The sequence below is a fragment of the Peribacillus asahii genome (assembly GCF_003570725.1).
Classification (GTDB): Bacteria; Bacillota; Bacilli; order Bacillales; family DSM-1321; genus Peribacillus; species Peribacillus asahii.
This window is the reverse complement of the sequence record NZ_QWVS01000020.1, coordinates 40955-65614: the sequence shown is the minus strand read 5'-3', so window position 1 is coordinate 65614 and position 24660 is coordinate 40955. Positions and strand designations below refer to the sequence as shown.

The 24660-nt window shown below is 39.4% G+C and carries 22 protein-coding genes, 1 other RNA gene, 1 pseudogene and 1 other annotated feature; of the genes and pseudogenes, 21 read left to right on the top strand and 3 right to left on the bottom strand.

Annotated features, from left to right (window positions below; genetic code table 11):
• The 10 genes and pseudogenes from D1953_RS21285 to yajC form a co-directional block, all read left to right on the top strand.
• Window positions 1-329 (top strand): annotated as a pseudogene (locus D1953_RS21285) (hypothetical protein); the annotation flags it as partial.
• A gap of 67 nt (window positions 330-396) precedes the next feature.
• On the top strand, window positions 397-1260 hold the full coding sequence (locus D1953_RS12280) for a phosphotransferase (RefSeq protein ID WP_182480595.1): 864 nt from the start codon (window positions 397-399) through the stop codon (window positions 1258-1260).
• A gap of 72 nt (window positions 1261-1332) precedes the next feature.
• A complete protein-coding gene (locus tag D1953_RS12275; RefSeq protein WP_119117481.1) occupies window positions 1333-1950 on the top strand; it encodes a YhcN/YlaJ family sporulation lipoprotein in 618 nt (205 codons plus the stop codon).
• Window positions 1951-2093: 143 nt separating this feature from the next.
• Window positions 2094-2600 (top strand): BofC C-terminal domain-containing protein, encoded by a 507-nt coding sequence (locus tag D1953_RS12270; protein ID WP_245980097.1) that lies wholly within the window; start codon window positions 2094-2096, stop codon window positions 2598-2600.
• A 79-nt stretch (window positions 2601-2679) separates the two neighbouring features.
• Window positions 2680-3285, top strand: a complete 606-nt coding sequence (ruvA, locus tag D1953_RS12265) for a Holliday junction branch migration protein RuvA (protein ID WP_119117480.1) — start codon at window positions 2680-2682, stop codon at window positions 3283-3285.
• An 11-nt stretch (window positions 3286-3296) separates the two neighbouring features.
• The gene (ruvB, locus tag D1953_RS12260) at window positions 3297-4295 is read left to right on the top strand and encodes a Holliday junction branch migration DNA helicase RuvB (RefSeq protein ID WP_119117479.1); all 999 of its coding nucleotides are present in this window, start codon (window positions 3297-3299) and stop codon (window positions 4293-4295) included.
• The gene (locus D1953_RS12255) at window positions 4292-4498 is read left to right on the top strand and encodes a DUF2905 domain-containing protein (protein WP_119117478.1); all 207 of its coding nucleotides are present in this window, start codon (window positions 4292-4294) and stop codon (window positions 4496-4498) included. Before ruvB ends, D1953_RS12255 begins: the two co-directional genes overlap by 4 nt.
• A gap of 162 nt (window positions 4499-4660) precedes the next feature.
• On the top strand, window positions 4661-5689 hold the full coding sequence (gene queA, locus D1953_RS12250; protein ID WP_119117477.1) for a tRNA preQ1(34) S-adenosylmethionine ribosyltransferase-isomerase QueA: 1029 nt from the start codon (window positions 4661-4663) through the stop codon (window positions 5687-5689).
• Between the two features lie 32 nt (window positions 5690-5721).
• Window positions 5722-6861 carry a tRNA guanosine(34) transglycosylase Tgt gene (tgt, locus tag D1953_RS12245; RefSeq protein ID WP_119117476.1) on the top strand — a complete coding sequence of 380 codons (1140 nt, stop codon included), beginning with the start codon at window positions 5722-5724 and terminating at the stop codon, window positions 6859-6861.
• A 33-nt stretch (window positions 6862-6894) separates the two neighbouring features.
• A complete protein-coding gene (yajC, locus tag D1953_RS12240; protein ID WP_119117475.1) occupies window positions 6895-7176 on the top strand; it encodes a preprotein translocase subunit YajC in 282 nt (93 codons plus the stop codon).
• A 36-nt stretch (window positions 7177-7212) separates the two neighbouring features.
• On the opposite strand, the gene D1953_RS12235 is transcribed toward yajC, so the two are convergent.
• Window positions 7213-7575, bottom strand: a complete 363-nt coding sequence (locus tag D1953_RS12235) for a TIGR04086 family membrane protein (RefSeq protein WP_119117474.1) — start codon at window positions 7573-7575, stop codon at window positions 7213-7215.
• Window positions 7576-7732: 157 nt separating this feature from the next.
• On the opposite strand from D1953_RS12235, the gene D1953_RS12230 reads away from it, so the two are divergent.
• Entirely contained in the window at window positions 7733-8386 is a 654-nt protein-coding gene (locus D1953_RS12230; RefSeq protein ID WP_245980094.1) for a DUF421 domain-containing protein, read from the top strand.
• Here the strand turns inward: D1953_RS12230 and spoVB are convergent.
• Complete coding sequence (gene spoVB, locus D1953_RS12225) at window positions 8383-9948, bottom strand: stage V sporulation protein B (protein ID WP_119117473.1); 1566 nt, start codon at window positions 9946-9948, stop codon at window positions 8383-8385. The genes D1953_RS12230 and spoVB overlap by 4 nt on opposite strands.
• Before the next feature lie 130 nt (window positions 9949-10078).
• Here spoVB and D1953_RS12220 point away from each other — a divergent pair, with 130 nt between their 5' ends.
• The 6 genes from D1953_RS12220 to dtd all read left to right on the top strand — a co-directional run bounded on the left by D1953_RS12220 (window position 10079) and on the right by dtd (window position 18763).
• On the top strand, window positions 10079-10381 hold the full coding sequence (locus D1953_RS12220) for a post-transcriptional regulator (protein WP_119117472.1): 303 nt from the start codon (window positions 10079-10081) through the stop codon (window positions 10379-10381).
• Between the two features lie 193 nt (window positions 10382-10574).
• Window positions 10575-12827 carry a protein translocase subunit SecDF gene (gene secDF / locus D1953_RS12215; RefSeq protein ID WP_119117471.1) on the top strand — a complete coding sequence of 751 codons (2253 nt, stop codon included), beginning with the start codon at window positions 10575-10577 and terminating at the stop codon, window positions 12825-12827.
• Window positions 12828-12966: 139 nt separating this feature from the next.
• A complete protein-coding gene (gene recJ, locus D1953_RS12210; RefSeq protein WP_119117470.1) occupies window positions 12967-15339 on the top strand; it encodes a single-stranded-DNA-specific exonuclease RecJ in 2373 nt (790 codons plus the stop codon).
• A complete protein-coding gene (locus tag D1953_RS12205) occupies window positions 15330-15842 on the top strand; it encodes an adenine phosphoribosyltransferase (protein WP_119117469.1) in 513 nt (170 codons plus the stop codon). Before recJ ends, D1953_RS12205 begins: the two co-directional genes overlap by 10 nt.
• Window positions 15843-16114: 272 nt before the next feature.
• Window positions 16115-18310, top strand: coding sequence for a RelA/SpoT family protein (locus D1953_RS12200; protein ID WP_119117468.1), 2196 nt, complete (start codon window positions 16115-16117; stop codon window positions 18308-18310).
• Between the two features lie 12 nt (window positions 18311-18322).
• Complete coding sequence (dtd, locus tag D1953_RS12195) at window positions 18323-18763, top strand: D-aminoacyl-tRNA deacylase (protein ID WP_119117467.1); 441 nt, start codon at window positions 18323-18325, stop codon at window positions 18761-18763.
• 70 nt (window positions 18764-18833) lie between these two features.
• Here the strand turns inward: dtd and D1953_RS12190 are convergent, their stop codons facing one another.
• Window positions 18834-20555, bottom strand: coding sequence for an N-acetylmuramoyl-L-alanine amidase family protein (locus D1953_RS12190; RefSeq protein ID WP_182480594.1), 1722 nt, complete (start codon window positions 20553-20555; stop codon window positions 18834-18836).
• Between the two features lie 110 nt (window positions 20556-20665).
• Between D1953_RS12190 and D1953_RS21280 the strand changes: the two genes are divergently transcribed.
• The 4 genes from D1953_RS21280 (at window position 20666) to ssrS (ending at window position 24507) form a co-directional block, all read left to right on the top strand.
• Window positions 20666-20836, top strand: coding sequence for a hypothetical protein (locus D1953_RS21280; RefSeq protein WP_182480593.1), 171 nt, complete (start codon window positions 20666-20668; stop codon window positions 20834-20836).
• 75 nt (window positions 20837-20911) lie between these two features.
• Window positions 20912-21148: a binding site (T-box leader), on the top strand.
• A 62-nt stretch (window positions 21149-21210) separates the two neighbouring features.
• Window positions 21211-22482, top strand: a complete 1272-nt coding sequence (gene hisS, locus D1953_RS12185; protein WP_119117465.1) for a histidine--tRNA ligase — start codon at window positions 21211-21213, stop codon at window positions 22480-22482.
• A 12-nt stretch (window positions 22483-22494) separates the two neighbouring features.
• On the top strand, window positions 22495-24267 hold the full coding sequence (aspS, locus tag D1953_RS12180) for an aspartate--tRNA ligase (protein WP_119117464.1): 1773 nt from the start codon (window positions 22495-22497) through the stop codon (window positions 24265-24267).
• A gap of 55 nt (window positions 24268-24322) precedes the next feature.
• A non-coding RNA gene (gene ssrS, locus D1953_RS12175) (6S RNA) lies at window positions 24323-24507 on the top strand.
• Window positions 24508-24660: the final 153 nt, after the last annotated feature.

Genomic DNA, 24660 nt, shown 5'->3' with positions numbered 1-24660 from the left:
AACAACAGCCAGGCACCCAAGGGTCGCCGTCGTCCCAGCAACCATTTACGGGAACTCAAACACAGTCGCCTTATCAACAGCCATTTTCGAACATGTATGCTCAGCCAAAGCATATGCAAGGTCAATATAAAAATATTCAACGAGAGAATCCAGCAGAGCAACAAGATAATCCATATGTGACTATTCCATTTGGTGGACAGCCGGGCATGAATGTACCAGGACACTTTGGCGGTCAGCCAGGACCTTTTATTCCAGATCAATTCGGTGGGGTTCGTGCACCTGAGACATTCGGTATGCCAACGTATGCTGAGGAAAGCGATGACTTTTAGTCGGAATTATAGTTTTAAAAATCGCCTTCTTTCTAAAATTAAAACGTTAAAAAGCAGACCCGAGAGAATGAAACGGCTTCAAGGGAATGTGTATTTACTTACCTTTAAAAATCATCCTCCCCTTATTTTAAAGGGCTTTACTAGTCGTGAAAAATGGTATCGGCAGCAAGTATTGACCTTTTTATTAAAACAAATAGGTTTTGACCGTACGTATAGTATGTACAGTGAGCCAGAACCATTTCGGCTAGATGGTATGTGGTACAGTTTTATTGAATTTTTGCCGCCAAGTGCCAATAAATTCAATTTTGCTAATGAGTCTAATCGAATAGAAGGAGCGCAACTGTTAGAAGCATTTCATAACAGCGCTGACCAGATTTCATTGCCATCACTTCCCGTTTATAATCAATTAAATAAATGGAGAGATCGCTTAGCTTTATTCCGACAAAATGCATCATATATTCGCGAGCATATTCCAGAGTCCATTTTAGAAGAATGGATTGCTTGGGCAGAGTGGTCTTTAAAGGGTTTAGAGACTTATCAAAAGGAGATAGATCAAGAAGCCGATACGATTATTCATGGCGACTGTGCCCACCATAATTTTCTGCGTAAGGAAGATGGGACACTGGCTTTAATTGATTTTGACTTAATTGCTAAAGCTCCGCGTATGATAGATTATTTACAGTATGCGAATCGGATTTTACCTCATTTAGATGACCCGTCTAAGGAGGTTTGGAAGTATCCGCAAATTGCAGCATATAAAAAAAATCCAGCTTTTTTGTATGCCCTTGCTTATCCGTCTGATATTTTTCGTGAGTGGAATCTTTTATTTAAAACACGTTTTCGTTTAGATCATGTGTGGAAAATAACGGTGGAAGATTTTGAGAAACGAATGGAGTTGAATAAGCAGTTGGCGCAGCTCGTTTCTAAATAGGGCAATAACTAACAGAGTAAAATCCCCCCTTGTTATCAATGCTATAAATGAGTAATCAAAGGGGGGTTGTTATTGCGACAGAAATTATCGATAGGACCCTTATGCCTAGCAGTAGTGATGGGACTAAGCGGCTGTAATAACCAACAAGCAACAGAAAATGAAAACTTCCTTAACCGAACGGGCTATCAGTCAACGGAAAAAGATCAGCTTGTTCGAAATATAAATAATGAAGTACCGATGTTAGATGCTGCGGAAGATGGTTTACGCAATGGCAATGATAGCTACAGTGAAAGAGACCGTAACTATCATGGTCACGCCAGTAAACCACTTCATGCAAAGTCTTCATACTATAATTCTTATGAAGGTAATCTCGTCGATCGTATTAATCGTCAGGTTAATTCTATTCCAAATGTGAAGGATACTCGGGCAATTGTGATGCAAAAGGATGTACTTGTAACGGTTTTACTTGATAGTTATGCACAATCAAGAGCGATTAAGAATGTTATTATCGAACAAGTACAGCCACTTGTTAAAGGTCGAACTCTTCATGTAACAACAGATACAGGGGTATATTACCGCACGATGACACTTGACAACAATTTACGTGATGGAGGTCCGACAGACGGCGTAATTTTAGATGCAGATGATTTATTCGATAATCTGGACATTCACGAAGATCATCTTAGGTAATTAACATGAACTGACTTCAATCTTGGAGTCAGTCCTTTTTTGTTTACCTTTGTTAAACAATATTCAGTAACATAGCCTTTGGTTAAAAAGCTTGTATTCGGTCACACTAATAAAAAAAGCAGCTACCGCAAGAGGTGAGGGTTATGATAATACGAATTCTAGCTTGTTTCATGTTCCTGTTTTTTTCCTTCGTCTGGAAGGGATCAGCAGAACGATCGATTCAAGAGTACCAGCCTGTTGAAACAAAGGTTATTCTTCAACGCGAATATTTAGATGGAGAGCTGAGCGAAGAAAAAGTAATGGAAGTCATTGGGTCGATGGCTCAGTTTCAAAAAAAATATCGAGAGTGGCAAATTGTTGAACAGACAAAAGAACATCTTGTACTGCATAAATTCGAAAATGATATTTCTCCTTTGCTTAAAGCGAACGGTTATTTCGGCATGACAGAAGATGGAACGTTGTCTATTTTTAATGGAAAACCAGAGTATGAAAAAGTGATTCATACTTTCTTTCAATTGGATGTTGGAAAGCTTGAGGCCTATCAACAAGAGGAATTACAGCAAGGTATTCCGATTATCAGTAAGGAGCAATTTACTAACTTAATCAAGGAATATAGAGTATATTCGATGCCTTCTAACTCCGCTCATTAGGATAATAGATTCTTCCTTCCGTAAATTCCTCAATCTATGGTACAATGAGAGATACAGCAAAATCGGGGAGAGAAGAGATTTGTATGATTATTTAAAAGGAATGGTCGACTATATTGGACCGGAATACATAGTGGTAGAAAATGGGGGAATTGGGTATCAGGTTGTTACACCAAATCCTTTTGTTTTTTCCAATCAATTAAAAAAAGAAATTCAAATTTATTTATATCAGTATGTTCGAGAAGATTTAATTGCACTTTACGGATTTCAAACACGTCAAGAAAAGGCGTTATTTATGAAACTCTTAGGTGTAACGGGAATTGGTCCGAAAGGGGCGCTTGCTATTTTAGCATCTGGTCAAGTTGATCAAGTGGTTCAGGCTATTGAGCAGGAGGATGAATCATTTCTTGTGAAGTTCCCAGGTGTTGGGAAGAAAACAGCACGCCAAATGATTTTGGACTTAAAAGGGAAACTGGAACATATTATTCCCGATGCTTTTCCGAGTTTATTTCATGAACCGAGTGAGCGCATAGAAACGAAGTCAACGGAACTAGATGAAGCCATTCTTGCCTTAAAGGCATTAGGTTATTCGGATAAAGAAGTACAAAAAGTAGCAAAGCAGCTTGGTGCAGAGACATTCACAACGGAGCAATATATTAAAAAAGCATTACAAATGATGTTAAGATAAGGGGTGGCGTAATGGAGGAGAGAATAGTGAATCAGGAGGTTGATTCGAACGAACTGTCCTTTGAACAGAGCTTGCGACCACAAACATTACAGCAATATATTGGCCAAGATAAGGTCAAGGCGAATTTAAGTGTGTTTATTGAAGCCGCACGGATGCGTGAAGAAACACTCGATCATGTACTATTATATGGACCACCGGGTCTTGGGAAAACGACATTAGCGGTTATTATTGCGAATGAAATGGGCGTAAATATTCGTACAACATCTGGACCAGCTATCGAAAGGCCTGGTGATTTGGCAGCGATCCTAAGTGCGCTTGAACCAGGAGATGTGTTATTTATTGATGAAATTCATCGTTTGCCGCGTGCTGTAGAAGAGGTATTGTACCCTGCTATGGAGGATTTTTGTCTTGATATTGTTATTGGGAAAGGACCTGAGGCGCGTTCAATACGGATTGACCTTCCGCCTTTTACTTTAGTTGGAGCTACGACAAGAGCCGGTGCTTTATCGGCCCCGTTACGTGATCGCTTTGGTGTATTGAGTCGCTTAGAATATTATACGGAGTATCAATTAACAGATATCGTCATGCGAACGTCGGTTATTATGGATACAGAAATGGATGTGCAAGCTGCAGGGGAAATCGCGAGAAGATCACGCGGTACGCCTCGAATTGCCAATCGCTTGCTTCGAAGAGTACGAGATTTTGCTCAAGTGCGTGGGGATGGTACAATTACAAAGGAACTAGCTGACTATGCTTTAGAGCTTTTACAAGTTGATCGCCTAGGCCTTGATCATATTGATCATAAGCTTCTAAGAGGAATTATAGAAAAATTCCGCGGTGGACCAGTAGGGCTAGAAACGATTGCGGCGACAATCGGAGAAGAAGCTCACACGATTGAAGATGTATATGAACCGTATTTATTACAAATTGGTTTCTTACAGAGAACCCCTCGTGGTCGAATAGCCACACCTCTTGTATATGAGCATTTTCAAATGGAGGTGCCGAAATGACAGGGCTACCTAAGATTTTGATGACTCTTGGTGTTATTCTTTTTATTATTGGCTTTGCGATGAAATTTATTAATCTTGGTAAACTTCCAGGTGATATTGTCATTAAAAAAGAGAATACAACGTTTTATTTTCCGATTGTCACGTCGATTATTGTCAGCTTGATTTTATCGGCGATTTTTTATGTTATTGGAAGGTTTAAATAATGGCTCTGTTACATACTGTGGTGTTTTTTTGCTTATCTAAAAACAAAGATTCCATATGAACAGTCGAACAGTCCCGAAAAAGCGCATGAATTAACATAATGAAGTAACATAGCCTAAGTATGAAAGATACTTCAAGATTGAACTTATGAGGAAGTGGAAGAAGTGAAATTAGATTTATTTGATTTTCATTTGCCGGAGGAATTGATTGCTCAAGTCCCATTGGAAAATAGGGAAGCAAGCAGACTGATGGTGTTAGATAAAGAGACGGGAGACATACAGCACGATGTATTCAAACATATTACAGAGTATCTGCAGCCAGGCGACTGCTTAGTATTAAATGATACGAAGGTACTGCCTGCGCGCCTGCATGGAAGCAAGGAAGATACGGGTGCTAATATAGAAGTGCTGTTATTAAAACAGCAGCAAGATGATGAATGGGAAACGCTTGTGAAACCAGCGAAACGAATTAAAGAAGGCTCAACGATTGTCTTTGGAGATGGGAAATTAAAGGCTGTTTGCACAGGTGTACTTGAGCACGGTGGACGCATGTTACGATTTCAGTATGATGGGATTTTTTATGAAGTGCTTGAGGAATTAGGGGAAATGCCATTACCTCCTTATATTAAAGAGCAACTGGATGACCAAGACCGTTATCAGACGGTATATGCACGAGAACGTGGTTCAGCAGCAGCGCCAACAGCCGGACTTCATTTTACGAAAGAGCTGTTAGCGAAGGTGAAGGAGATGGGCGTTCATATTGCCTTTATTACGCTTCATGTTGGCCTTGGTACATTTCGTCCGGTAAATGTCGAGGATATTGATGACCATGATATGCACTCAGAATTTTATCAAATGACAGCGGATACGGCTCATCTGTTAAATGAAGTGAAAGCGAATGGCGGACGCATTATTACAGTTGGAACCACTTCAACGAGAACACTGGAAACGATTGCTTCTCGTCATAATGGCGTGTTTAAAGAAGAAAGTGGTTGGACAAGTATTTTTATTTATCCCGGCTATGAATTTAAAGGAATTGACGCTATGATTACCAATTTCCATCTGCCTAAATCTACGTTAATTATGCTGATTAGTGCGCTCGCTGGTCGAGAGAACGTGCTTCATGCCTATAATATAGCTGTGGAAGAAAAATACAGGTTCTTTAGTTTTGGAGATGCAATGTTTATTAAATAAGAGTGAATGGCTCTTGAAAGGAGTTATATGAGTTGACAGCAATACGATACGAACATATTAAAACATGTAAACAAACAGGGGCAAGACTTGGAATTGTTCATACACCTCATGGTTCTTTTGAAACACCAGCATTTATGCCGGTTGGAACGATGGCTACTGTAAAAACGATGTCACCTGAGGAATTAAAACAAATGGGGGCAGGCATTATCTTAAGCAATACATATCATTTGTGGTTACGTCCAGGTCATGATATTGTGAAAGAAGCAGGCGGCTTACATCAATTTATGAATTGGGATCGTCCGATTTTAACAGATTCGGGTGGATTCCAAGTGTTTAGCTTAAGCGATTTTCGTAAGATTGAAGAGGAAGGCGTTCATTTTCGAAATCATTTGAATGGTGATAAATTATTTTTGTCCCCTGAAAAAGCGATGGAAATTCAAAATGCGCTGGGCTCTGATATTATGATGGCGTTTGATGAATGTCCGCCATTCCCTGCAACAGAAGAGTATATGAAAAAATCGGTTGAGCGTACATCACGTTGGGCTGAGCGCTGCCTAAAAGCACATGAGCGTCCGCAGGATCAAGGGTTATTTGGTATTGTTCAAGGCGGTGAATATGAGCATCTTCGTAAGCAAAGTGCTCAAGATTTAATATCTTTAGACTTCCCGGGCTATGCGATTGGTGGTCTATCGGTTGGCGAACCAAAAGATATTATGAATCGTGTTCTTGAGTTTACAACGCCATTATTACCAGCGGATAAACCGCGCTATTTAATGGGCGTAGGTTCTCCTGACTCCTTAATTGATGGCGCAATTCGCGGAGTTGATATGTTTGATTGTGTTCTTCCAACACGTATTGCGCGTAATGGAACGCTGATGACAAGTAATGGTCGACTTGTTGTAAAAAATGCGAAATATGCTCGTGATTTTGGTCCGCTCGATGAAAACTGTACTTGTCATGTTTGCCAAAACTATAGTCGTGCTTATATCCGTCATTTAATTAAGTGTGACGAAACGTTCGGAATTCGACTTACGACTTACCATAACCTTCATTTTCTGTTAAACTTAATGGAGCAGGTCAGACAAGCTATTAGAGAAGATCGTCTTGGAGACTTTAGGGAAGAGTTTTTTGAACAGTATGGTTTTAATAAACCGAATGCGAAAAACTTCTAATTCCATACATATTACGTAGAAAGGAGATTACATATGGACAGTTTAGTACAATTAGCACCATTACTAATTATGTTTGTATTGTTCTATTTCTTGCTTATTCGTCCACAAAAGAAACGTCAAAATGCTGTTAAAGAAATGCAAAGCAGCTTGAAAAAAGGCGATAAAGTGGTGACGATTGGCGGCTTACATGGAACAGTCGATTCAATTGATGAATTAAAAGTGGTTATTAAATCACCAGATGGTACAAAATTAACTTTTGACAGACAAGCTATTCGCGAAGTCGTTGAAAGTGTGCCTGAGAAGGCAGAAGCTTAAGAATAAAGAAACCGAGCGGATTCCCGCTCGGTTTCTTTATTCTCCTTTGCTTATATTTACTCCAAGTATCCCTCCCATTGTAGCGGTCACAACGAAGCATCCATAAGAAACCCATTGCTTTGCAGAAAATAATGAATCATGTCCTAAATATTGAAATAATAAAATAATCGCTAAGTAGACAATTCCGGTGCCTCCACCGAGTAGGATTCCTTGCTTTCTACCTTTTCCTCCTGATACAAAGCCCCCGATGAAAATCGATAAAAATGTGACAATCATTACAACGAGACTTATGGACGATTCTGTTAATGCTGTGAAGCGAAGTAATGTAGAGAAGATAAGACTGGCAATTAGCGCTAAAACAAAAATGGTGCTAACACCGTATAGGATGGCGAAGCTCATTCTTTTTGTTTCGATTGTCGTTCCCCCCTTTTTAGTACAAGCATATTCGTGGAAAGTCTTGCCTAGACCAAACGATTAAAAAATGGAAAAATATTTTCCCAATTCTTGCACATTCTAATAAGGAAGGATTATCTACAAGTTAAGGGAGTGCATATATGTGGAGTTATATGCCACAATTATTTTAAGGACAGTCATCAGTTATTTGCTTATTTTAATTATTTTTCGCTTAATGGGTAAGCGTGAAATTGGTGAGTTAAGTGTTTTGGATTTAGTTGTTTTTATTATGTTAGGGGACATTGCTGTTGTTGCAGCTGAAAAACAGGACAAACCTTTTTTAGAAATTCTTTTTCCTATGCTTATTTTGCTGGTTATTCAACTCTTATTTTCGTATATGTCATTGAAAAGCTCGAAGTTTCGTAAATTAGTAGATGGCGCACCGAGTATTATTATTAGCAATGGAAAGATTGATGAAAAAGCGATGCGCCAGCAACGCTATAATTTTGACGATTTACTAACGCAGCTTCGTGAAAAAGGTATTATTGATATCAATGAGGTTCAGTTTGCCATTTTGGAAACAACAGGTAAGCTTTCTGTTATTAAACGAGAAAATAAGGAAGTTTCCCAACATAAGGAGGCTGCATTTCCCCTGATTATAGATGGCGAAGTACAAGAGGATAGCCTCCGACATATTGGGCAAAATCAGTTTTGGCTCCGTCAGCAATTAAAGAAACGGGGCTATGAAGATATAAAGAAAATATCCTTATGTAGCTATAAGAACGGAACGCTGTATATTGATCAAAGTGACAGTTAAGGGCGCCATGCAAAACGGGCTAGAAAAGGTCCAATTCGCGGAATGCGCTGTAGGTCACTCTTTTTAATGCTGCCAGTAGCAAGCATCAGTACAATATACGTAATCAGAAGAATAGTCAGTGAACTTAGTAATCGGGTACTAATCGAGAAATTAGTTAAAAGATAATAGAACATATAATAACCGCCGGCACCTGAGATGAGACCAATGAGCAGAGCAGAACAATAGCTGCGAACATGAATGGTGAACGGAACGACTTTTAAGACGGTTGAGAAATGTAAAAAGGTTACGAGCACTGTTCCGACAGCAATCCCCATGGCTGCTCCCATAATGCCAAAACTCTCTTTTGTTGCTAATAAGAAGATCACGACAATTTTAACGATGGCACCAATCAAACTATTAATCATCGCCGCCCGCGCTAAATTTAATGCTTGAAGCATAGCTTGTAAAGGAATTTGAAAATAGAACATAACAAAAAAAGGTGCGAGAAATTTAATAAAAACCGCAGCGTTTGAGGAGCCGTACATCAGCTCTAAAAGCGGTTCGGCAAACACATAAAGAGCAATAACCGCTAAACAACCCGTGCTGAAGGTAATATTTAATGTTTGTTGCAATCGATGTTCAATTAATTTCATATTTCCAATTGACTTTGCCTCACTTACTGCTGGAACAAGTGATGTAGCAAGGGAAGATGTAAGGAAGGAAGGAAGCATTAATAAGGGCAAGGCGTATCCGGTTAACTCCCCGTATTGCTTAGTAGCGACAGCTGTAGCTACACCAGCAATCGCTAAACTTTGAGCGACTACAATCGGTTCTAAAAACCAAGCAAAAGAACCAATCATTCGACTGCCCGTTGTCGGAACGGCGATGCCCATTAATTCGGTAAACGTGTCTTTGCCTGAGTGAGCCATCTTAAAAAAGCCTTTACGTAATTTAAAGTGTTTTTTCAATTTAAAGGCACGCAGTAAGTAAAGTAGGGAGGCGAGCTCTCCGATAATGGATGCTAACATGGCTCCTGCCGCCGCATATTCAATGCCATAAGGTAAAAAGGTTTTCGTTAAGACTGCAATAAAGGTGATTCTTACTATTTGTTCAATCAGTTGAGAAAGGGCAAAAGGTTTCATATTTTGTTTGCCTTGAAAATAACCGCGCAGAACAGAAGAAATCGCAATAATTGGTACGACAGGGGCGATAGCTAGTAAAGGCCAAATCGTACGTTGATCTGTAAATAAAGTTTCAGAAAGTATAGGAGCCAGTATAATTAACAGTGGTGTGAAAATCATGGATAACGAAAAAGTACAGGCGAGGGAAACGACAAGAATTTTTTTTACTTTTCGCTCATCACCCCGTGCATGTGCTTCAGCAACAAATTTAGAAATGGCAACTGGAAGTCCAAATTGAGTAATCGCAATAACAAGAAATAATGTCGGGAGTGCCATCATATATAACCCGACCCCTTCTTCCCCGATAAAACGGGCGATAACAATTCGGTTAATAAATCCGAGTATCCTTGTAATTAAGCTAGCTGCGATTAAAATTAATGTTCCTTTTAAGAATTTTGACATTGCTTACAATCCCTGCCTTCTCAAACAAGCTGTCATATTATACAATTAACTATATGCAGTGACTTGGACAAAGCATGACAAAAGTGTTTGCGTTAAATACAAATAATCTTTCTTCGATGGGGGAAAAGCGATGACACAGAATCATCCTTATCAACGATACTACATTAAGGTAAAGCCAGCTTTAAAAAGCAAGCGGGAAGAGTTTAGAATGCTCGGATTACATGCGGTGAAAGAAGAGGACATTTGGAGCTACTTAACGGACAAAACATGGAAGCGTCCGCAAGAAACGATCCGTATTCATGAAATTGTAGCCGATATTTTAGCTCTTTCAAGCAATCAATTTATGACGTTTCAAATGATTGCTGCTTATAAAGCACCGAGCCTTTTTGAACCTTTGTCATCAGAGGAATTGAAAGATTTGTTACGTGATTAAAATGCATATAGAAGAGCGGCTCTTCTAAAAAATTGACAGTCGATTAAAATTGAATCATAATACTTATGGTTATGTATTTTTCTGGTGAAAAGGTAGTACTCGCGGTAACTCAGACACTTCTTTCGAATGTGATTCGAATAAGCAATACAACAACAAGGTCATAGGCATGTTATAGAAAGGGGCCTACTACATAATGGTAAAAAGAAGCAGGATTGTGGCGTTTTTCCTTATTGCTATCGTTATTTTTTCAGCAATAGGTACAACGTCCAAAGACATTCTCAATAATATTAAATTGGGACTAGACCTTCAAGGTGGTTTTGAAGTGCTTTACGAAGTAAAACCGCTTGATGGCGGGAAAGTTACGGAGTCCGTATTAACGAGTACGCAAGGTGCACTTGAAAGACGTATCAACGTGCTTGGGGTTAGTGAGCCGAATATTCAGATTGAGGGCAAGGATCGCATCCGCGTTCAATTAGCTGGTGTAACGGATCAAAATAACGCTCGTAAAATTTTATCGACTCAGGCTAAACTATCATTCCGTGATTTCAACGATAAGGAAATGATGACAGGTGCCGATTTAAAAGAAGGCGGTGCTAAACAAACATTCCAAGATAATAAACCAGTTGTCGAAATTACGTTAAAAGATTCCAAAAAGTTTAAAGAAATTACACAAAAGATTTCACAAATGGAGCCAGGAACAAACGTCTTGGCAATTTGGTTAGACTTTGAAGAAGGCAAAGATTCATTCGCGAAAGTAGAATCACAAGATAATATGATTTCTGCACCACAAGTGAGTGAAGTATTTAATACGAATACAGTATATATAACAGGTCAATTTACAGTAGAAGAAGCAAAAGAACTGGCAAGTCTATTAAATGCAGGTGCTCTTCCTGTTGATTTAAAAGAAGTATACTCAACGTCTGTAGGTGCACAGTTTGGAGAAGAAGCGCTTAACAAAACCATTTATGCTGGTATTCTCGGGATTGCGTTGATTTTCTTATTCATGCTATTCTACTATCGCTTCCCAGGTTTTATCGCAATTGTGACATTATCAATCTATATCTACTTAACACTGCTTGTGTTTGACTGGATGAACGCCGTCTTAACGCTTCCGGGAATTGCAGCATTAGTGCTCGGAGTTGGGATGGCCGTGGATGCAAATATTATTGGCTATGAGCGAATTAAGGATGAATTGAAATTAGGTCGTTCTGTAAAAGCAGCTTTTGCGGAAGGAAACAAAAACTCGCTAGCTACGATTTTTGATGCGAATTTAACGACGTTGCTTGCGGCAGCCGTTTTATTCATTATTGGGACAAGCTCTGTTAAAGGGTTTGCTACAACGTTAATTATTTCGATTCTAATGAGTTTCATCACTGCTGTTTACGGTACACGACTTTTCTTAGGCTTATGGGTAAAAAGCGGCATCTTTGATAAGCGTCCGGGCTGGTTTGGAGTAAGAAAGAAAGATGTTCATCAGTTATCAGAAAAGCTTGATTTAGTCGATTTAAGAACACGATTTGATCGTATTGACTTTGTTAAGCATAGAAAAGTGTTTTATGGTATTTCAACAGCAATTACGATTATTGGGATTATCTTTTTGTTTGTATTTAAGTTAAATCTTGGTATTGATTTTACAAGTGGAACACGCATTGAAATTGGCGGAGATAAACCATTAACAACGCAGCAAATTGAAACAGAAATGAACAAGCTGGATATTGAAGTGAAGGATATTAATTTCGCGGGTACAAATAATGAAATTGGTGTCGTTCGTGTAATCGGTGTTCTAGATAAAGAAGAAATTGCTGAATTGAAGGATCATTTCAGTAAGGATTTTGGTGTTGAGCCAAATGTTAGTACGGTTTCACCAACCGTTGGTAAAGAGTTAGCGAAAAATGCGTTAATTGCTGTAGTCATTGCCTCACTTGGAATCATTTTATATGTTTCTGTACGATTTGAGTGGAGAATGGCTGTACCATCTGTTGTTGCTTTAATACATGACGCCTTTTTTGTCATTACGCTTTTCAGCGTTCTGCGATTAGAAGTAGACATTACGTTTATTGCCGCGATTTTAACAATCGTTGGGTACTCGATTAACGATACAATTGTTACCTTTGACCGAATCCGCGAAAATTTACGTAAGAAGAAGAAAATTAAAACGGTGGAAGAACTCGAAGAAATTGTAAATATCAGTATTCGTCAAACATTAACAAGATCGATTAACACGGTATTAACGGTTCTTGTAACGATTATCGCTTTAATGATTTTCGGCAGCGAATCCATCCGTAACTTCTCGATTGCGCTATTCATTGGGATGGTTTGTGGTGTGTACTCTTCTCTATACATCGCTTCTCAATTCTGGCTAGATTTGAAGGCGAAAGAATTAAAGCAAAAAGGTACGTTAAAAACAGAAAAAGTGAAAAGAGAAAGCTTAGAAGGACAAGTATAAGCTTTTGAATGGAGAGACTGACAATATGTCAGTCTCTTTTTTGGAATTGGCAAATAAGAGGCGCTCCTTTTAAGGGTGAAATTAAAATTGAAACTGCTCCTCTCTTTTTTGTATAATGAATAAATTGAGGGGTGAATTCATGTTAAAGCCAAAAACGCGGTGGAATGTACAAGCCGCTGATTCAAATAAAATTACTGCGCTAGTGGAACAGCTTCATATTACACCTCTAGTAGCAACGCTATTAGTTAATCGAGGCTTAGATGATGTCGAAGCTGCTCGATCTTTTTTATATGTAAAAAAACAAACGTTTCATGACCCGTTTCTATTAAAGGATATGGACAAAACCGTTCATCGTATACAAGAGGCCATTCATCGTGGCGAGAAAATTCGCATATTCGGTGATTATGATGCGGATGGTGTCACATCGACAACGGTGATGATGACAACGCTAAAAAGATTAGGCGCTCACGTGGATTTCTATATTCCCAATCGTTTTACAGAAGGATATGGGCCGAATGAGATGGCTTTTCGCCTTGCTGCTAGTGAAGGTGTGCAGCTATTAATTACCGTTGATACAGGAATTGCTGCCGTAGCAGAAGCAGCGCTTGCCCGTGAGCTTGGGATGGATTATATTGTGACAGATCATCATGAACCAGGACCAGAGCTTCCAGAAGCATTTGCTATCATTCATCCAAAGTTAGAAGATAGCAGCTATCCGTTTAAAGAATTAGCTGGAGTTGGGGTAGCATTCAAGCTTGCACATGCCCTGCTTGGAGAACTTCCGGAAGACCTGCTAGAAATTGCTGCAATTGGAACGATTGCCGATTTAGTACCGTTGCTTGGTGAAAATCGTTTGATTGCTGCAAAAGGAATTGAAAAGATGCGCCAGACGAGAAGACCAGGTCTTGTTTCTTTAATGAAAGTAGCGAATATTGAGCAAGGTTCGTTAACGGAAGAATCGATTGGGTTTTCTTTGGCGCCGCGTTTAAATGCAGCCGGACGTTTAGGTCCTGCCGATCCTGCTGTTGATTTATTAATGGCGGAAGATTTGCTAGAGGCAGCCGAGCTTTCAGAAGAAATTAATGAGCTTAATAAAGAGCGTCAAGCAATTGTAGCGGAAGCAGTAGAGGAAGCGGTTCGTGAAGTAGAAGAACATTATCCACTCGCTAACAATCAAGTGCTGGTTGTCGGGAAAGAGGGATGGAATTCAGGCATTGTAGGGATTGTCGCTTCAAAGCTTGTTGAGCGTTATTATCGACCGACAATCGTTCTAAGTTATGATCGAGAAAAAGGTTTAGCAAAAGGATCAGCACGCAGTATTGCTGGATTTGATTTATTTCGGAATTTATCTACTTGTCGCGAATTATTACCTCATTTCGGAGGTCATCCAATGGCAGCTGGAATGACGTTACAAATTGATGATGTGCCCGAATTGCGCATGCGTTTAAATCAATTGGCGGCCGAACAATTAACAGCAGAAGATTTTATTCCTGTAGTGAGTCTAGATGGAGCCGTACATATTGAAGAGGCTTCCATTCAAACAATTGAGGAAATGAGCTTATTAGCTCCATTTGGTGTCAGCAATCCTAAACCGAAAGTTTTACTTGATTCTGTTCAGCTTGCAGGCATTCGGAAAATCGGTGCCAATCAAAATCATTTAAAGTTCCAGTTTGCGGAGGAAGATAAGCAGCTTGATGGGGTTGGATTTGGCTTAGGACATTATGCTGATCATATTGCTCCGCATGCCAAAGTGTCCGTTATTGGAGAACTTTCTATTAATGAGTGGAATAATATGAAAAAGCCGCAAATTTTTGTGAAAGATATTGCTGTTGATCATTGGCAGCTATTTGATTATCGTGGTAAAGGTCAAGTGGAAAAGTGGTTAACGGAGATTTTGCCAACGAAACGAAAAATCATTATTTTTTCGACCGAGACGATGAAACAGTATCCGTTTTTGCAAGATTATCCAGATGTGATGTTGATTCAAACGGAGCAGGATGTAGACAGGGTAGAAGGAATTAATAGCTATTTAGTATTGATGGACTTGCCAGTGTCTCGCGAAATTTTACAGAAACTTATTCGTAATCAACAGCCAGAGCGAATTTATGCTCACTTTTTTCATCAACAAGATCATTTCTTAAGTACGATGCCAACTCGGGACCATTTTAAATGGTTTTATGCATTTTTAGCGAAAAAAGGGCCGCTTGATTTAGGAAGATATGGAGATGACCTTGCTGCATACCGTGGTTGGTCCCGAAATACAATTGATTTTATTTCTAAGGTGTTTTTTGAATTAGATTTTGTTACAATAGATAATGGATTAATTATGCTTAAAACCAATGCGAAAAAACGCGAACTAACTGATTCAATATCGTATCAACGAAAGAAAGAGCAATTTGAGCTTGAAAAAGAGCTTGTTTATTCTTCCTATCAGCAATTATTCGATTGGTTCAATCAAGAATTAATTCAAGAGGTAATAGACCTTGAGGAGGAAACAAAGCAATGGATTTAAAGCAATTTGTAACAATTGTGCCAGATTGGCCGAAAAAAGGAATTATTTTCAAAGATATCACGACGTTAATGGATAATGGTCAAGCCTATAAATATGCAACAGATCAAATTGTAGAATATGCACGTGATAAAAAGATTGATTTAGTCGTTGGACCGGAAGCACGTGGCTTCATTATCGGATGCCCAGTTGCTTATGCATTAGAGGTTGGTTTTGCACCGGTACGTAAAGAAGGGAAACTTCCACGAGAAACTGTGAAAGTCGAGTATGGATTAGAGTATGGGAAAGATGTACTAACGATTCATAAAGATGCGATTAAGCCGGGACAGCGTGTGTTAATCACCGATGACTTGCTGGCAACAGGAGGCACAATCGAAGCAACAATTAAACTTGTGGAAGAATTAGGCGGAGTAGTTGCAGGGATTGCCTTTTTAATCGAGTTAAGCGATTTAGATGGCAGAGATAAACTAAACGGTTACGATGTCTTAACATTAATGACATATTAATAATGAAGAAAGAGCATTCTTGGAATAGAATGCTCTTTTTTACAAGGCTGCTTAATAAAAAATGGCCGGTTATTAAGAAAAATACAAGGAATTCTCTTTACATCCTCCCTTTTTTTTTCGATAATAGTAACAATAATGTTTTTTTTCTGCAAAAATTGTCGTGTTTTGAATAAAGACTAATAGATATGATTAATTATACTCAATCCGGTGTATTAGTATAAATAGAGACAATAAGATACCGGTGGCAGTTAAAGTGGGGTTAAGGTGATTTCATGGCTAATGATCAAATATTGACTGCCGAGCAGGTTGTCGAAATAGCGAGCCGGTATCTTCAGCCCGAGGAAGCTGAATTTGTTTATAAAGCATACAAATATGCTGAGTATGCTCATCGTGAGCAATATCGTAAATCGGGTGAGCCTTATATTATTCATCCGATTCAAGTAGCTGGAATTCTAGCGGATCTTGAAATGGATCCAGCGACGATTGCAGCGGGGTTTTTGCACGATGTTGTGGAAGATACCGAAGTGACGCTGAAGGACCTTGAGGAACACTTCAGTGCTGAAGTTGCGATGCTCGTTGATGGTGTAACAAAACTCGGAAAAATTAAATATAAATCTCAGCAAGAACAGCAGGCAGAAAACCATCGCAAAATGTTTGTTGCTATGGCTCAAGATATTCGGGTTATTTTAATTAAGCTTGCGGATCGCTTGCATAACATGCGGACATTAAAGCACTTGCCGCAGGAAAAACAGCGTAGAATTTCGAATGAAACATTAGAAATTTTTGCTCCGCTTGCTCATCGACTTGGAATTAGTACGATTAGATGGGAGCTTGAGGATACAGCGCTTCGCTACTTAAATCCACAGCAATATTATCGCATTGTTAATTTAATGAAGCGAAAGCGTGCTGAGCGTGAGCAGTATCTTCAAGAGGTTATTAATGAAGTTCGAGACAATGTTGGTGCTGTGAACATTAAGGCGGATATTTCAGGAAGACCAAAACATATTTATAGCATTTATCGTAAAATGGTGATGCAAAATAAGCAATTTAGTGAAATTTATGATTTGTTGGCCGTTCGTGTTGTTGTCAACAGCATTAAAGATTGCTATGCCGTACTTGGAATTATTCATACATGTTGGAAACCAATGCCGGGGCGCTTCAAAGATTATATTGCTATGCCAAAGCCAAATATGTATCAATCTTTGCATACAACGGTGATTGGACCAAAAGGTGATCCGTTAGAAGTCCAAATTCGGACGAGTGAGATGCATCGAATTGCTGAATTTGGTGTTGCGGCTCACTGGGCTTATAAAGAAGGAAAAGATGCAAGCAATCAGCCATCACTTGAGGATAAGCTTACATGGTTCCGAGAAATTCTTGAATTTCAGGATGATGCTACAAATGCTGAGGAATTTATGGAATCGCTGAAAATTGACTTATTTTCGGACATGGTGTTCGTTTTTACTCCAAAGGGTGACGTAATTGAATTACCGGCTGGTTCCAATCCAATTGACTTTGCTTACCGAATTCACTCGGAAATCGGTAACAAAACAATCGGTGCCAAAGTAAATGGGAAAATGGTTCCGCTAGACTGTAAATTAAAAACGGGCGATATTATTGAAATTTTAACATCTAAGCATTCATATGGCCCGAGTCAAGACTGGTTAAAATTAACGCAAACTTCACAAGCGAAGAATAAAATTCGAGCCTTTTTCAAAAAGCAACGCCGCGAAGAAAATATCGAAAAAGGAAAAGAGCTTGTTGAAAAAGAGATTAGGGCGATGGAGTTTGATCCAAAAGAAATTCTTATGCCGGATAATTTAAAGAGAGTAGCGGAGAAGTTTAATATTATTAATGTCGATGATCTGTTTGCTGCTGTCGGCTATAATGGTATAACCGCTTTACAAGTAGCTAATCGCTTAACGGAAAAATTACGCAAACAAAAGGAACGTGAACAAGAGCCGGATATTAAAAATGCGGTTTCTGAATTGAAATCGTTCCCAATGAGTAAAAAGCGTGAATCAGGTGTACGTGTACCAGGAATTGATAATTTATTAATTCGTGTTTCTCGTTGTTGTAACCCGGTGCCGGGTGATGAAATTGTTGGTTATATTACAAAAGGGCGCGGTGTTTCAGTTCATCGAAAAGACTGTACAAACCTAGATGTAAGCGAAGATGAAAATCGCCTTATTCCGGTTGAATGGGAAAGTATTGCGAATGATCGAAAAGAATATACAGTGGAAATTGAAATAAGCGGTTATGATCGTCGAGGCTTATTGAATGAAGTATTACAGGCGGTAAATGAAACAAAAACAAATATTTCGGCTGTTTCAGGAAAATCAGATCGTAATAAAGTAGCGACGATTCATATGTCCATTTATATTTTTAATCTGGCTCATTTACAGAAAGTCGTCGAACGGATTAAGCAAATTCCAGATGTCTATTCTGTAAGAAGGATGATGAATTAAGGAGTTTTATTCATGCGCGTAGTATTACAACGATCAAAGGCGGCTAAAGTAGTAGTAGCTGGAGAAACAATTGGTGAAATTGAAAGAGGTCTTGTTTTGCTAGTGGGTGTCACTCATGGTGATACAGCAGAAGACGCTGCTTATTTAGCTGAAAAAATTGTGAATTTACGAATTTTTGAAGATGAGGATGGAAAAATGAATCACTCGCTTCTTGATGTTGGTGGCTCTATTCTTTCTGTCTCTCAATTTACGCTATATGGTGATTGTCGCAAAGGTCGTCGTCCAAACTTTATGGATGCAGCACGTCCGGAAGAGGCCGAGGTGTTGTATGAACGATTTAATGAGGAACTTCGTAAGCGAGGCGTCCATACTGAAACCGGGCAATTCGGTGCAATGATGGATGTTCAGCTTACAAATGATGGGCCTGTCACCTTAATATTAGAAAGTAAGTAACAAAAAAAATCCCTAATAGGGATTTTTTTTGTTGTTTACTAGTAGATTCATTATAGCTAGTAACATAGCCTTATTTGAAATATCGAGCAAGTCCGTTGTAGATTGCTGATGTGACGTTTTCTTGGTAGTCATTTGTTGTGACAATTAACTCATCAGCAGGGTTACTTAAATAGCCGAGTTCGACTAGTGCTGCTGCTCGTTTATTTTCCCTTAGCACATGATAATTTCCAAGGCGCTGCCCGCGGTTTTCAACTTGTAAGGCTGAGGCGAGCGAGTAATTAATGGATGAGGCTAAAGCTTGTTGATATCCATGATAATAATAGGTCGTGATGCCGCTCGTTGCAAGATTTACCGTGCTATCATAATGCAGGCTAATAAAAGCATCTGCATTGTGAATATGAGAGATGCTTACGCGAGAGGGAAGCGGCACATATGTATCTGTACTTCTTGTTAAGATGACATCGGCTCCGGCTGCATGCAGCTTATCGTATAGCAGCTTAGCTGTGCGACTTGTTAAATGCTTTTCAAGTGTGCCTCGCAGGCCGATTGTTCCGCCATCACGTCCGCCATGACCAGGGTCAATAATAATGACCTTATCTTTTAAATATTTTTCTACACCAGGGCGGGTAACTTGTTCGTTATGGCCATCTATGCTGACCATCCAGCCCGCTACATAGCCTGTTTTTCCGCTCTTCCATTTTACTTTATACCAATCGTCTTCAAGACCTGTAACCGAGAAGGTATCTCCTTCTTTTGTTTGTTTAAGGATGGCTGAATTCGCAGTTGGTTTTTCTCGAATCAATGTATCATCGTACATAATGGAAATTGTGCCGTTCGTTACTTTCTTTTTTTCAGAAGAGAGTGCTGGCGGTTCTTCTTTTTCTAAAAACCAATTAGCTACCCACCCTTTTTTTGTCGAATTAAACTGAATTTGTGTTAGGTATCCTTTTTCTTTTATAATAGGATAACTTTCATTTTTTTTGACTTCACCTAATAAGCTGCTCGTTAACGAGGCCTCTTTATGAACGGCTAGGTTTGGGGCTAATACTTTTGCCGTTGCACCGCTCGATGCTGTATCTTTTGTTTGAATATATTGCTTTAAAACCCAGCCTTTTTGATTTTGAAAGTCAATTTGCACCCAACTTCCTTCTTCCTGATAAACGGTCACTTCGCTGTTTTTTGCTAATTTGCCTAAAAGTGCTCCGCTCGTAGATGGTTGTAAGCGTACATTTAATTGATCAACGTTTACTAAGCCCGTATATAGTTCTTCTGCTTTTGCTTTCGATTCTTTTGCTTTTTTAGTTTGCCCGGTGGCAGAAAGTTGAACATATTGCTTAGCTACCCAGCCTTGTACATGATCGGTTTTGATTTCGAGCCAATTCTCGTTGTCTGTTATGGTGATGCTGACTGCTGTACCGTGAGATAGTGAACCAATCGTTTGAAAGGATGTTCCAGGTCCAGTACGAATGCGAACAGAGTCTCCGATGATGGTACCTTGCTCCGTTGTTTGGTTCACTGCTTCTGTTTTTTCTACAAGCCAATTGGCAACCCAACCTGTTTTGGCTGCTGATAATTTAATTTGAATCCAATCGCCTTCCTCTTTTATAACAACGTGTTCTTCTCCTTTTGTTAATTGACCGATGACAGGAAAGCTAAGTCCTGCTCCAGCGCGCACATTGACGCTATTGGATGTTGCAGTAATTTTTTGCTGCTCACTAAAGGCGTATGCATGCGGAAAAGCAATGAATATGATAAGTAAAGCGAGAGTAAGTATGGTCCATTTTTGTTTCAATGAGCTCAATGCCTCCTCTTAGATAAAATTTTGTTTATATGTAACATTTCAATATTTTAAAAAACCCTCTAGTAGGAAATACTATGACTAAATGAGGAGGGGGTTCGTTTATGAAATTTAGTGAGAAAGGGCAAACGAGTTTAACTGGTTCCAATCAATTAACCGGAGTCGACTTTCACGATTTTATTCAAAAAGAGCAAAGCGCTAATTTAATTGAATTAGCGTCTGAATTTGGCGTGAATGTTCGGACAATTAAAAATCTAAAAAAGCATTTACGGTAAAGCGAAATTTGTCGAGCGAGTCTTGACAATTGAAGACAACGTCCGTATGATTATAGAATATCATACATATTACTGCAACAACCAATGATGGAGAAAAGTAGTTAAGATACACATGGAAAGAGAGGAAATGCCTTAGGCTGAGAGCATTCCACATGATGCCTTAATGAAAGAACACTCTGTAGGTTTCGCTCTGAACAAGCATTCTTTAGTAGGAGATGAACGTAGGCAGGCGTTAACTGCTTAAAAGAGGAGGCACTTATTACGTGCTTCAACTAGGGTGGCACCACGGGATATTCAACTCTCGTCCCTTGTAGCGATTGAGTTACAAGGGATGAGAGTTTTTTGTATGGGCAAATAAGAATGGAGGGAACGCAATGGGTATTCAAATTCCACGAGGTACGCAGGATTTACTGCCGGGCCAAACGGAAATCTGGCAATACATTGAGAATACAGCGCGCGAGCTTTGTCGCCGCTATCAATATAAAGAAATTCGCACACCGATTTTCGAGCATACGGAACTGTTCTTACGCGGTGTAGGTGATACAACAGACATCGTGCAAAAGGAAATGTATACGTTTCAAGATCGCGGTGGAAGGGACTTAACGCTGCGTCCAGAAGGAACGGCGTCTGTTGTTCGTTCTTATATTGAAAATAAAATGTTTGGTCATCCATCACAACCGGTTAAGCTTTATTATATTGGACAAATGTTTCGATATGAGCGTCCACAAGCGGGTCGCTTCCGTCAATTTGTTCAATTCGGAATTGAAGCTTTAGGCAGCAAAGACCCAGCTATCGATGCAGAAGTGCTGGCATTAGCGATGAGCCTTTATCAAGAGTTAGGTTTGAAAAAACTAAAGCTTGTCATTAATAGTTTAGGTGATAGCGAAAGTCGAATCGCTCACCGAAATGCGTTAATTAATCATTTTGAACCACGCATTGGTGAGTTTTGCAGCGATTGTCAAAATCGCTTGCAAAAGAACCCGCTTCGCATTTTAGATTGCAAAAAAGATCATGATCATGAGTTAATGAAAACGGCTCCATCGATTATTGATTATTTAAATGAAGAATCACGTACGTATTTTGATAAGGTGAAACAACATTTGACAGATTTAGAGATTGAATTTGTCGAAGATCCAACGCTTGTACGTGGTTTAGATTATTATAATCACACGGCATTTGAGATTATGAGTGAAGCGGAAGGCTTTGGAGCGATTACAACGCTAGCTGGAGGCGGGCGCTATAACGGTCTTGCTGAAAGTTTAGGCGGTCCAGAAACACCGGGTATTGGTTTTGCTCTTAGTATTGAGCGTTTAATTGCGGCTTTACAAGCAGAGAACGTTGAACTTCCTATTGAACAAGGCATTGACTGCTATTTTGTTTCCTTAGGAGATGCTGCGCGTGATTATACGGTGAAGCTTGCTTACCAATTGCGTAATTCTGGTTTTACTGTTGAAAAAGATTATTTAGACCGTAAAGTAAAGGCACAATTTAAATCGGCTGACCGACTAGAAGCAAGATATGTCGCCGTACTTGGGGATGATGAGTTAGCAAATAACAAAATCAACCTTAAAAACATGGCAACAGGCGAGCAAGTTGAATTAGACTTAGCAACATTTATTGAACAATTTAAGAAGCTACAAGCTTAAGGAGGAACTAAGATGTTTGGTAGATCATACTTCTGTGGAGAAGTTTTAGAAACAGCAATTGGTGAAAAAGTAACATTAAAAGGATGGGCTCAAAAGCGACGTGATTTAGGTGGATTAATTTTTATTGATCTACGTGACCGTACAGGCGTTGTTCAAATTGTGTTTAATCCAGATGTATCGGCTGAAGCATTAGCGATTGCTGAGAAAGTTCGTAACGAATACGTTCTTGATGTGCAAGGAACGGTTGTAAAACGTGATGAAACAACGGTAAATCCAAATATTGCAACAGGTACAATTGAAGTACAAGTTGAAAATATTACGATTATTAACGAAGCGAAAACTCCTCCATTTGCTATCGATGGAAATACGGATGTCTCTGAAGATGTTCGTTTGAAATATCGTTATTTAGATTTACGTCGTCCAGCGATGTTTGAAACATTAAACATGCGCCATAAAGCGACAAAAGCAATCCGCAACTATTTAGATAGCGAAGGATTCCTAGACATTGAAACACCAATTTTAACAAAAAGTACACCAGAAGGAGCACGCGATTACTTAGTACCGAGTCGTGTTCATGAAGGGGAATTCTATGCCCTGCCGCAATCACCGCAATTATTTAAACAATTATTGATGGTATCTGGATTTGAACGTTACTATCAAGTAGCTCGTTGTTTCCGTGATGAAGATTTACGAGCTGATAGACAACCTGAATTTACACAAATTGATATTGAGACAAGCTTCATGAGCCAAGAAGACATTATGTCTATGACAGAAAACATGATGGCTAAAGTGATGAAAGAAGTAAAAGGCTTAGATGTGACACTTCCATTCCCTCGTATCACATATGATGATGCGATGAATCGTTATGGTTCAGATAAACCGGATACTCGCTTCGGTATGGAACTTATTGATATTGCTGAAGTGGCGAAACAAAGCAGCTTAAAAGTATTTACAGGTGCTCTTGAAAAAGGCGGCCAAGTAAAAGCAATCGTAGTCAAAGGCGGAGCTGCGGACTACTCTCGTAAAGAAATGGATGCTTACGCAGAATTTGCAGCCATTTACGGTGCTAAAGGTCTTGCTTGGTTAAAAGTTGAAGAAGACGGTTTAAAAGGACCAATCGCTAAATTCTTTGGTGAACTTGAAGAAGCGTTAATCCAAACTGTGAAAGCTGAAGTTGGCGATATTATCATGTTCTGTGCCGATAAGAAAAGCATTGTAGCGGACACACTTGGGGCTCTTCGCGTGAAGCTTGCGAAAGAACGCGGCTTAATTGACGAATCTGCATTCAACTTCCTTTGGGTAACAGATTGGCCGCTTCTTGAGTACAATGAAGATGAAAAACGCTATACAGCAGCACATCATCCATTCACAATGCCATTCCGTGAAGACTTAGATAAATTGGAAAGTGCGCCACAAGAAGTACGCGCTCAAGCGTATGACATTGTCTTGAATGGTTATGAGCTTGGCGGTGGATCTCTGCGTATTTTTGAACGCGATGTTCAAGAACGTATGTTCAAAGCACTTGGTTTCTCTGAAGAAGAAGCAAAAGAACAATTTGGTTTCTTAATGGATGCTTTCGAATACGGAACGCCTCCACACGGTGGAATTGCTCTTGGTTTAGACCGTTTAGTGATGCTGCTTGCAGGTCGTACAAACTTACGTGATACAATTGCGTTCCCAAAAACAGCAAGCGCAAGCGACCTATTAACAGCAGCGCCAAGTACGGTAAGTCCAGCGCAGCTAAAAGAATTGAATTTAGCGATTACACCTTCGAAAAAATCATAACCAATATCGCTTGAAATAGACAAAAGCAATATGGTATGATATTTCCAAGTAAGAGAGAGTCCTGATGTGTACGTTTCCAAACCTATAAGTTTTGACCGAACACTTATAGTTAAGGGAGCTCCCAAGTTTCTAAGCCGCGTACATGCCTCCTTGAGAGGACTTACAATCGTTTAGAACAGAGCACCCACCTGCGGAGAGCGGGTTCAAAACAAGGGCACAAACGGCATATTCGGGATTCTCTTAGTCATGAATGTAAAACCCTACGTATGTAGGGTTTTTTGCGTTTAGCGGGTAAAGTACTGTTATTGGCAGGTAAATATATCAATTTAGCAGGTAAACGATTTAATATAGTAGATAAAAGAAATAATCATAATATAACAGCACATTCCTGAT

Excerpts from the sequence above, each read along its gene's own strand:
- D1953_RS12280 (WP_182480595.1), top strand. The coding sequence starts at position 397 with ATGAAACGGCTTCAAGGGAATGTGTATTTACTTACCTTTAAAAATCAT.
- D1953_RS12270 (WP_245980097.1), top strand. The coding sequence starts at position 2,094 with ATGATAATACGAATTCTAGCTTGTTTCATGTTCCTGTTTTTTTCCTTC.
- ruvB (WP_119117479.1), top strand. The coding sequence starts at position 3,297 with ATGGAGGAGAGAATAGTGAATCAGGAGGTTGATTCGAACGAACTGTCC.
- D1953_RS12255 (WP_119117478.1), top strand. The coding sequence starts at position 4,292 with ATGACAGGGCTACCTAAGATTTTGATGACTCTTGGTGTTATTCTTTTT.
- yajC (WP_119117475.1), top strand. The coding sequence starts at position 6,895 with ATGGACAGTTTAGTACAATTAGCACCATTACTAATTATGTTTGTATTG.
- D1953_RS12235 (WP_119117474.1), bottom strand. The coding sequence starts at position 7,575 with ATGAGCTTCGCCATCCTATACGGTGTTAGCACCATTTTTGTTTTAGCG.
- spoVB (WP_119117473.1), bottom strand. The coding sequence starts at position 9,948 with ATGTCAAAATTCTTAAAAGGAACATTAATTTTAATCGCAGCTAGCTTA.
- D1953_RS12220 (WP_119117472.1), top strand. The coding sequence starts at position 10,079 with ATGACACAGAATCATCCTTATCAACGATACTACATTAAGGTAAAGCCA.
- secDF (WP_119117471.1), top strand. The coding sequence starts at position 10,575 with ATGGTAAAAAGAAGCAGGATTGTGGCGTTTTTCCTTATTGCTATCGTT.
- recJ (WP_119117470.1), top strand. The coding sequence starts at position 12,967 with ATGTTAAAGCCAAAAACGCGGTGGAATGTACAAGCCGCTGATTCAAAT.
- D1953_RS12205 (WP_119117469.1), top strand. The coding sequence starts at position 15,330 with ATGGATTTAAAGCAATTTGTAACAATTGTGCCAGATTGGCCGAAAAAA.
- D1953_RS12200 (WP_119117468.1), top strand. The coding sequence starts at position 16,115 with ATGGCTAATGATCAAATATTGACTGCCGAGCAGGTTGTCGAAATAGCG.
- dtd (WP_119117467.1), top strand. The coding sequence starts at position 18,323 with ATGCGCGTAGTATTACAACGATCAAAGGCGGCTAAAGTAGTAGTAGCT.
- D1953_RS21280 (WP_182480593.1), top strand. The coding sequence starts at position 20,666 with ATGAAATTTAGTGAGAAAGGGCAAACGAGTTTAACTGGTTCCAATCAA.
- hisS (WP_119117465.1), top strand. The coding sequence starts at position 21,211 with ATGGGTATTCAAATTCCACGAGGTACGCAGGATTTACTGCCGGGCCAA.
- aspS (WP_119117464.1), top strand. The coding sequence starts at position 22,495 with ATGTTTGGTAGATCATACTTCTGTGGAGAAGTTTTAGAAACAGCAATT.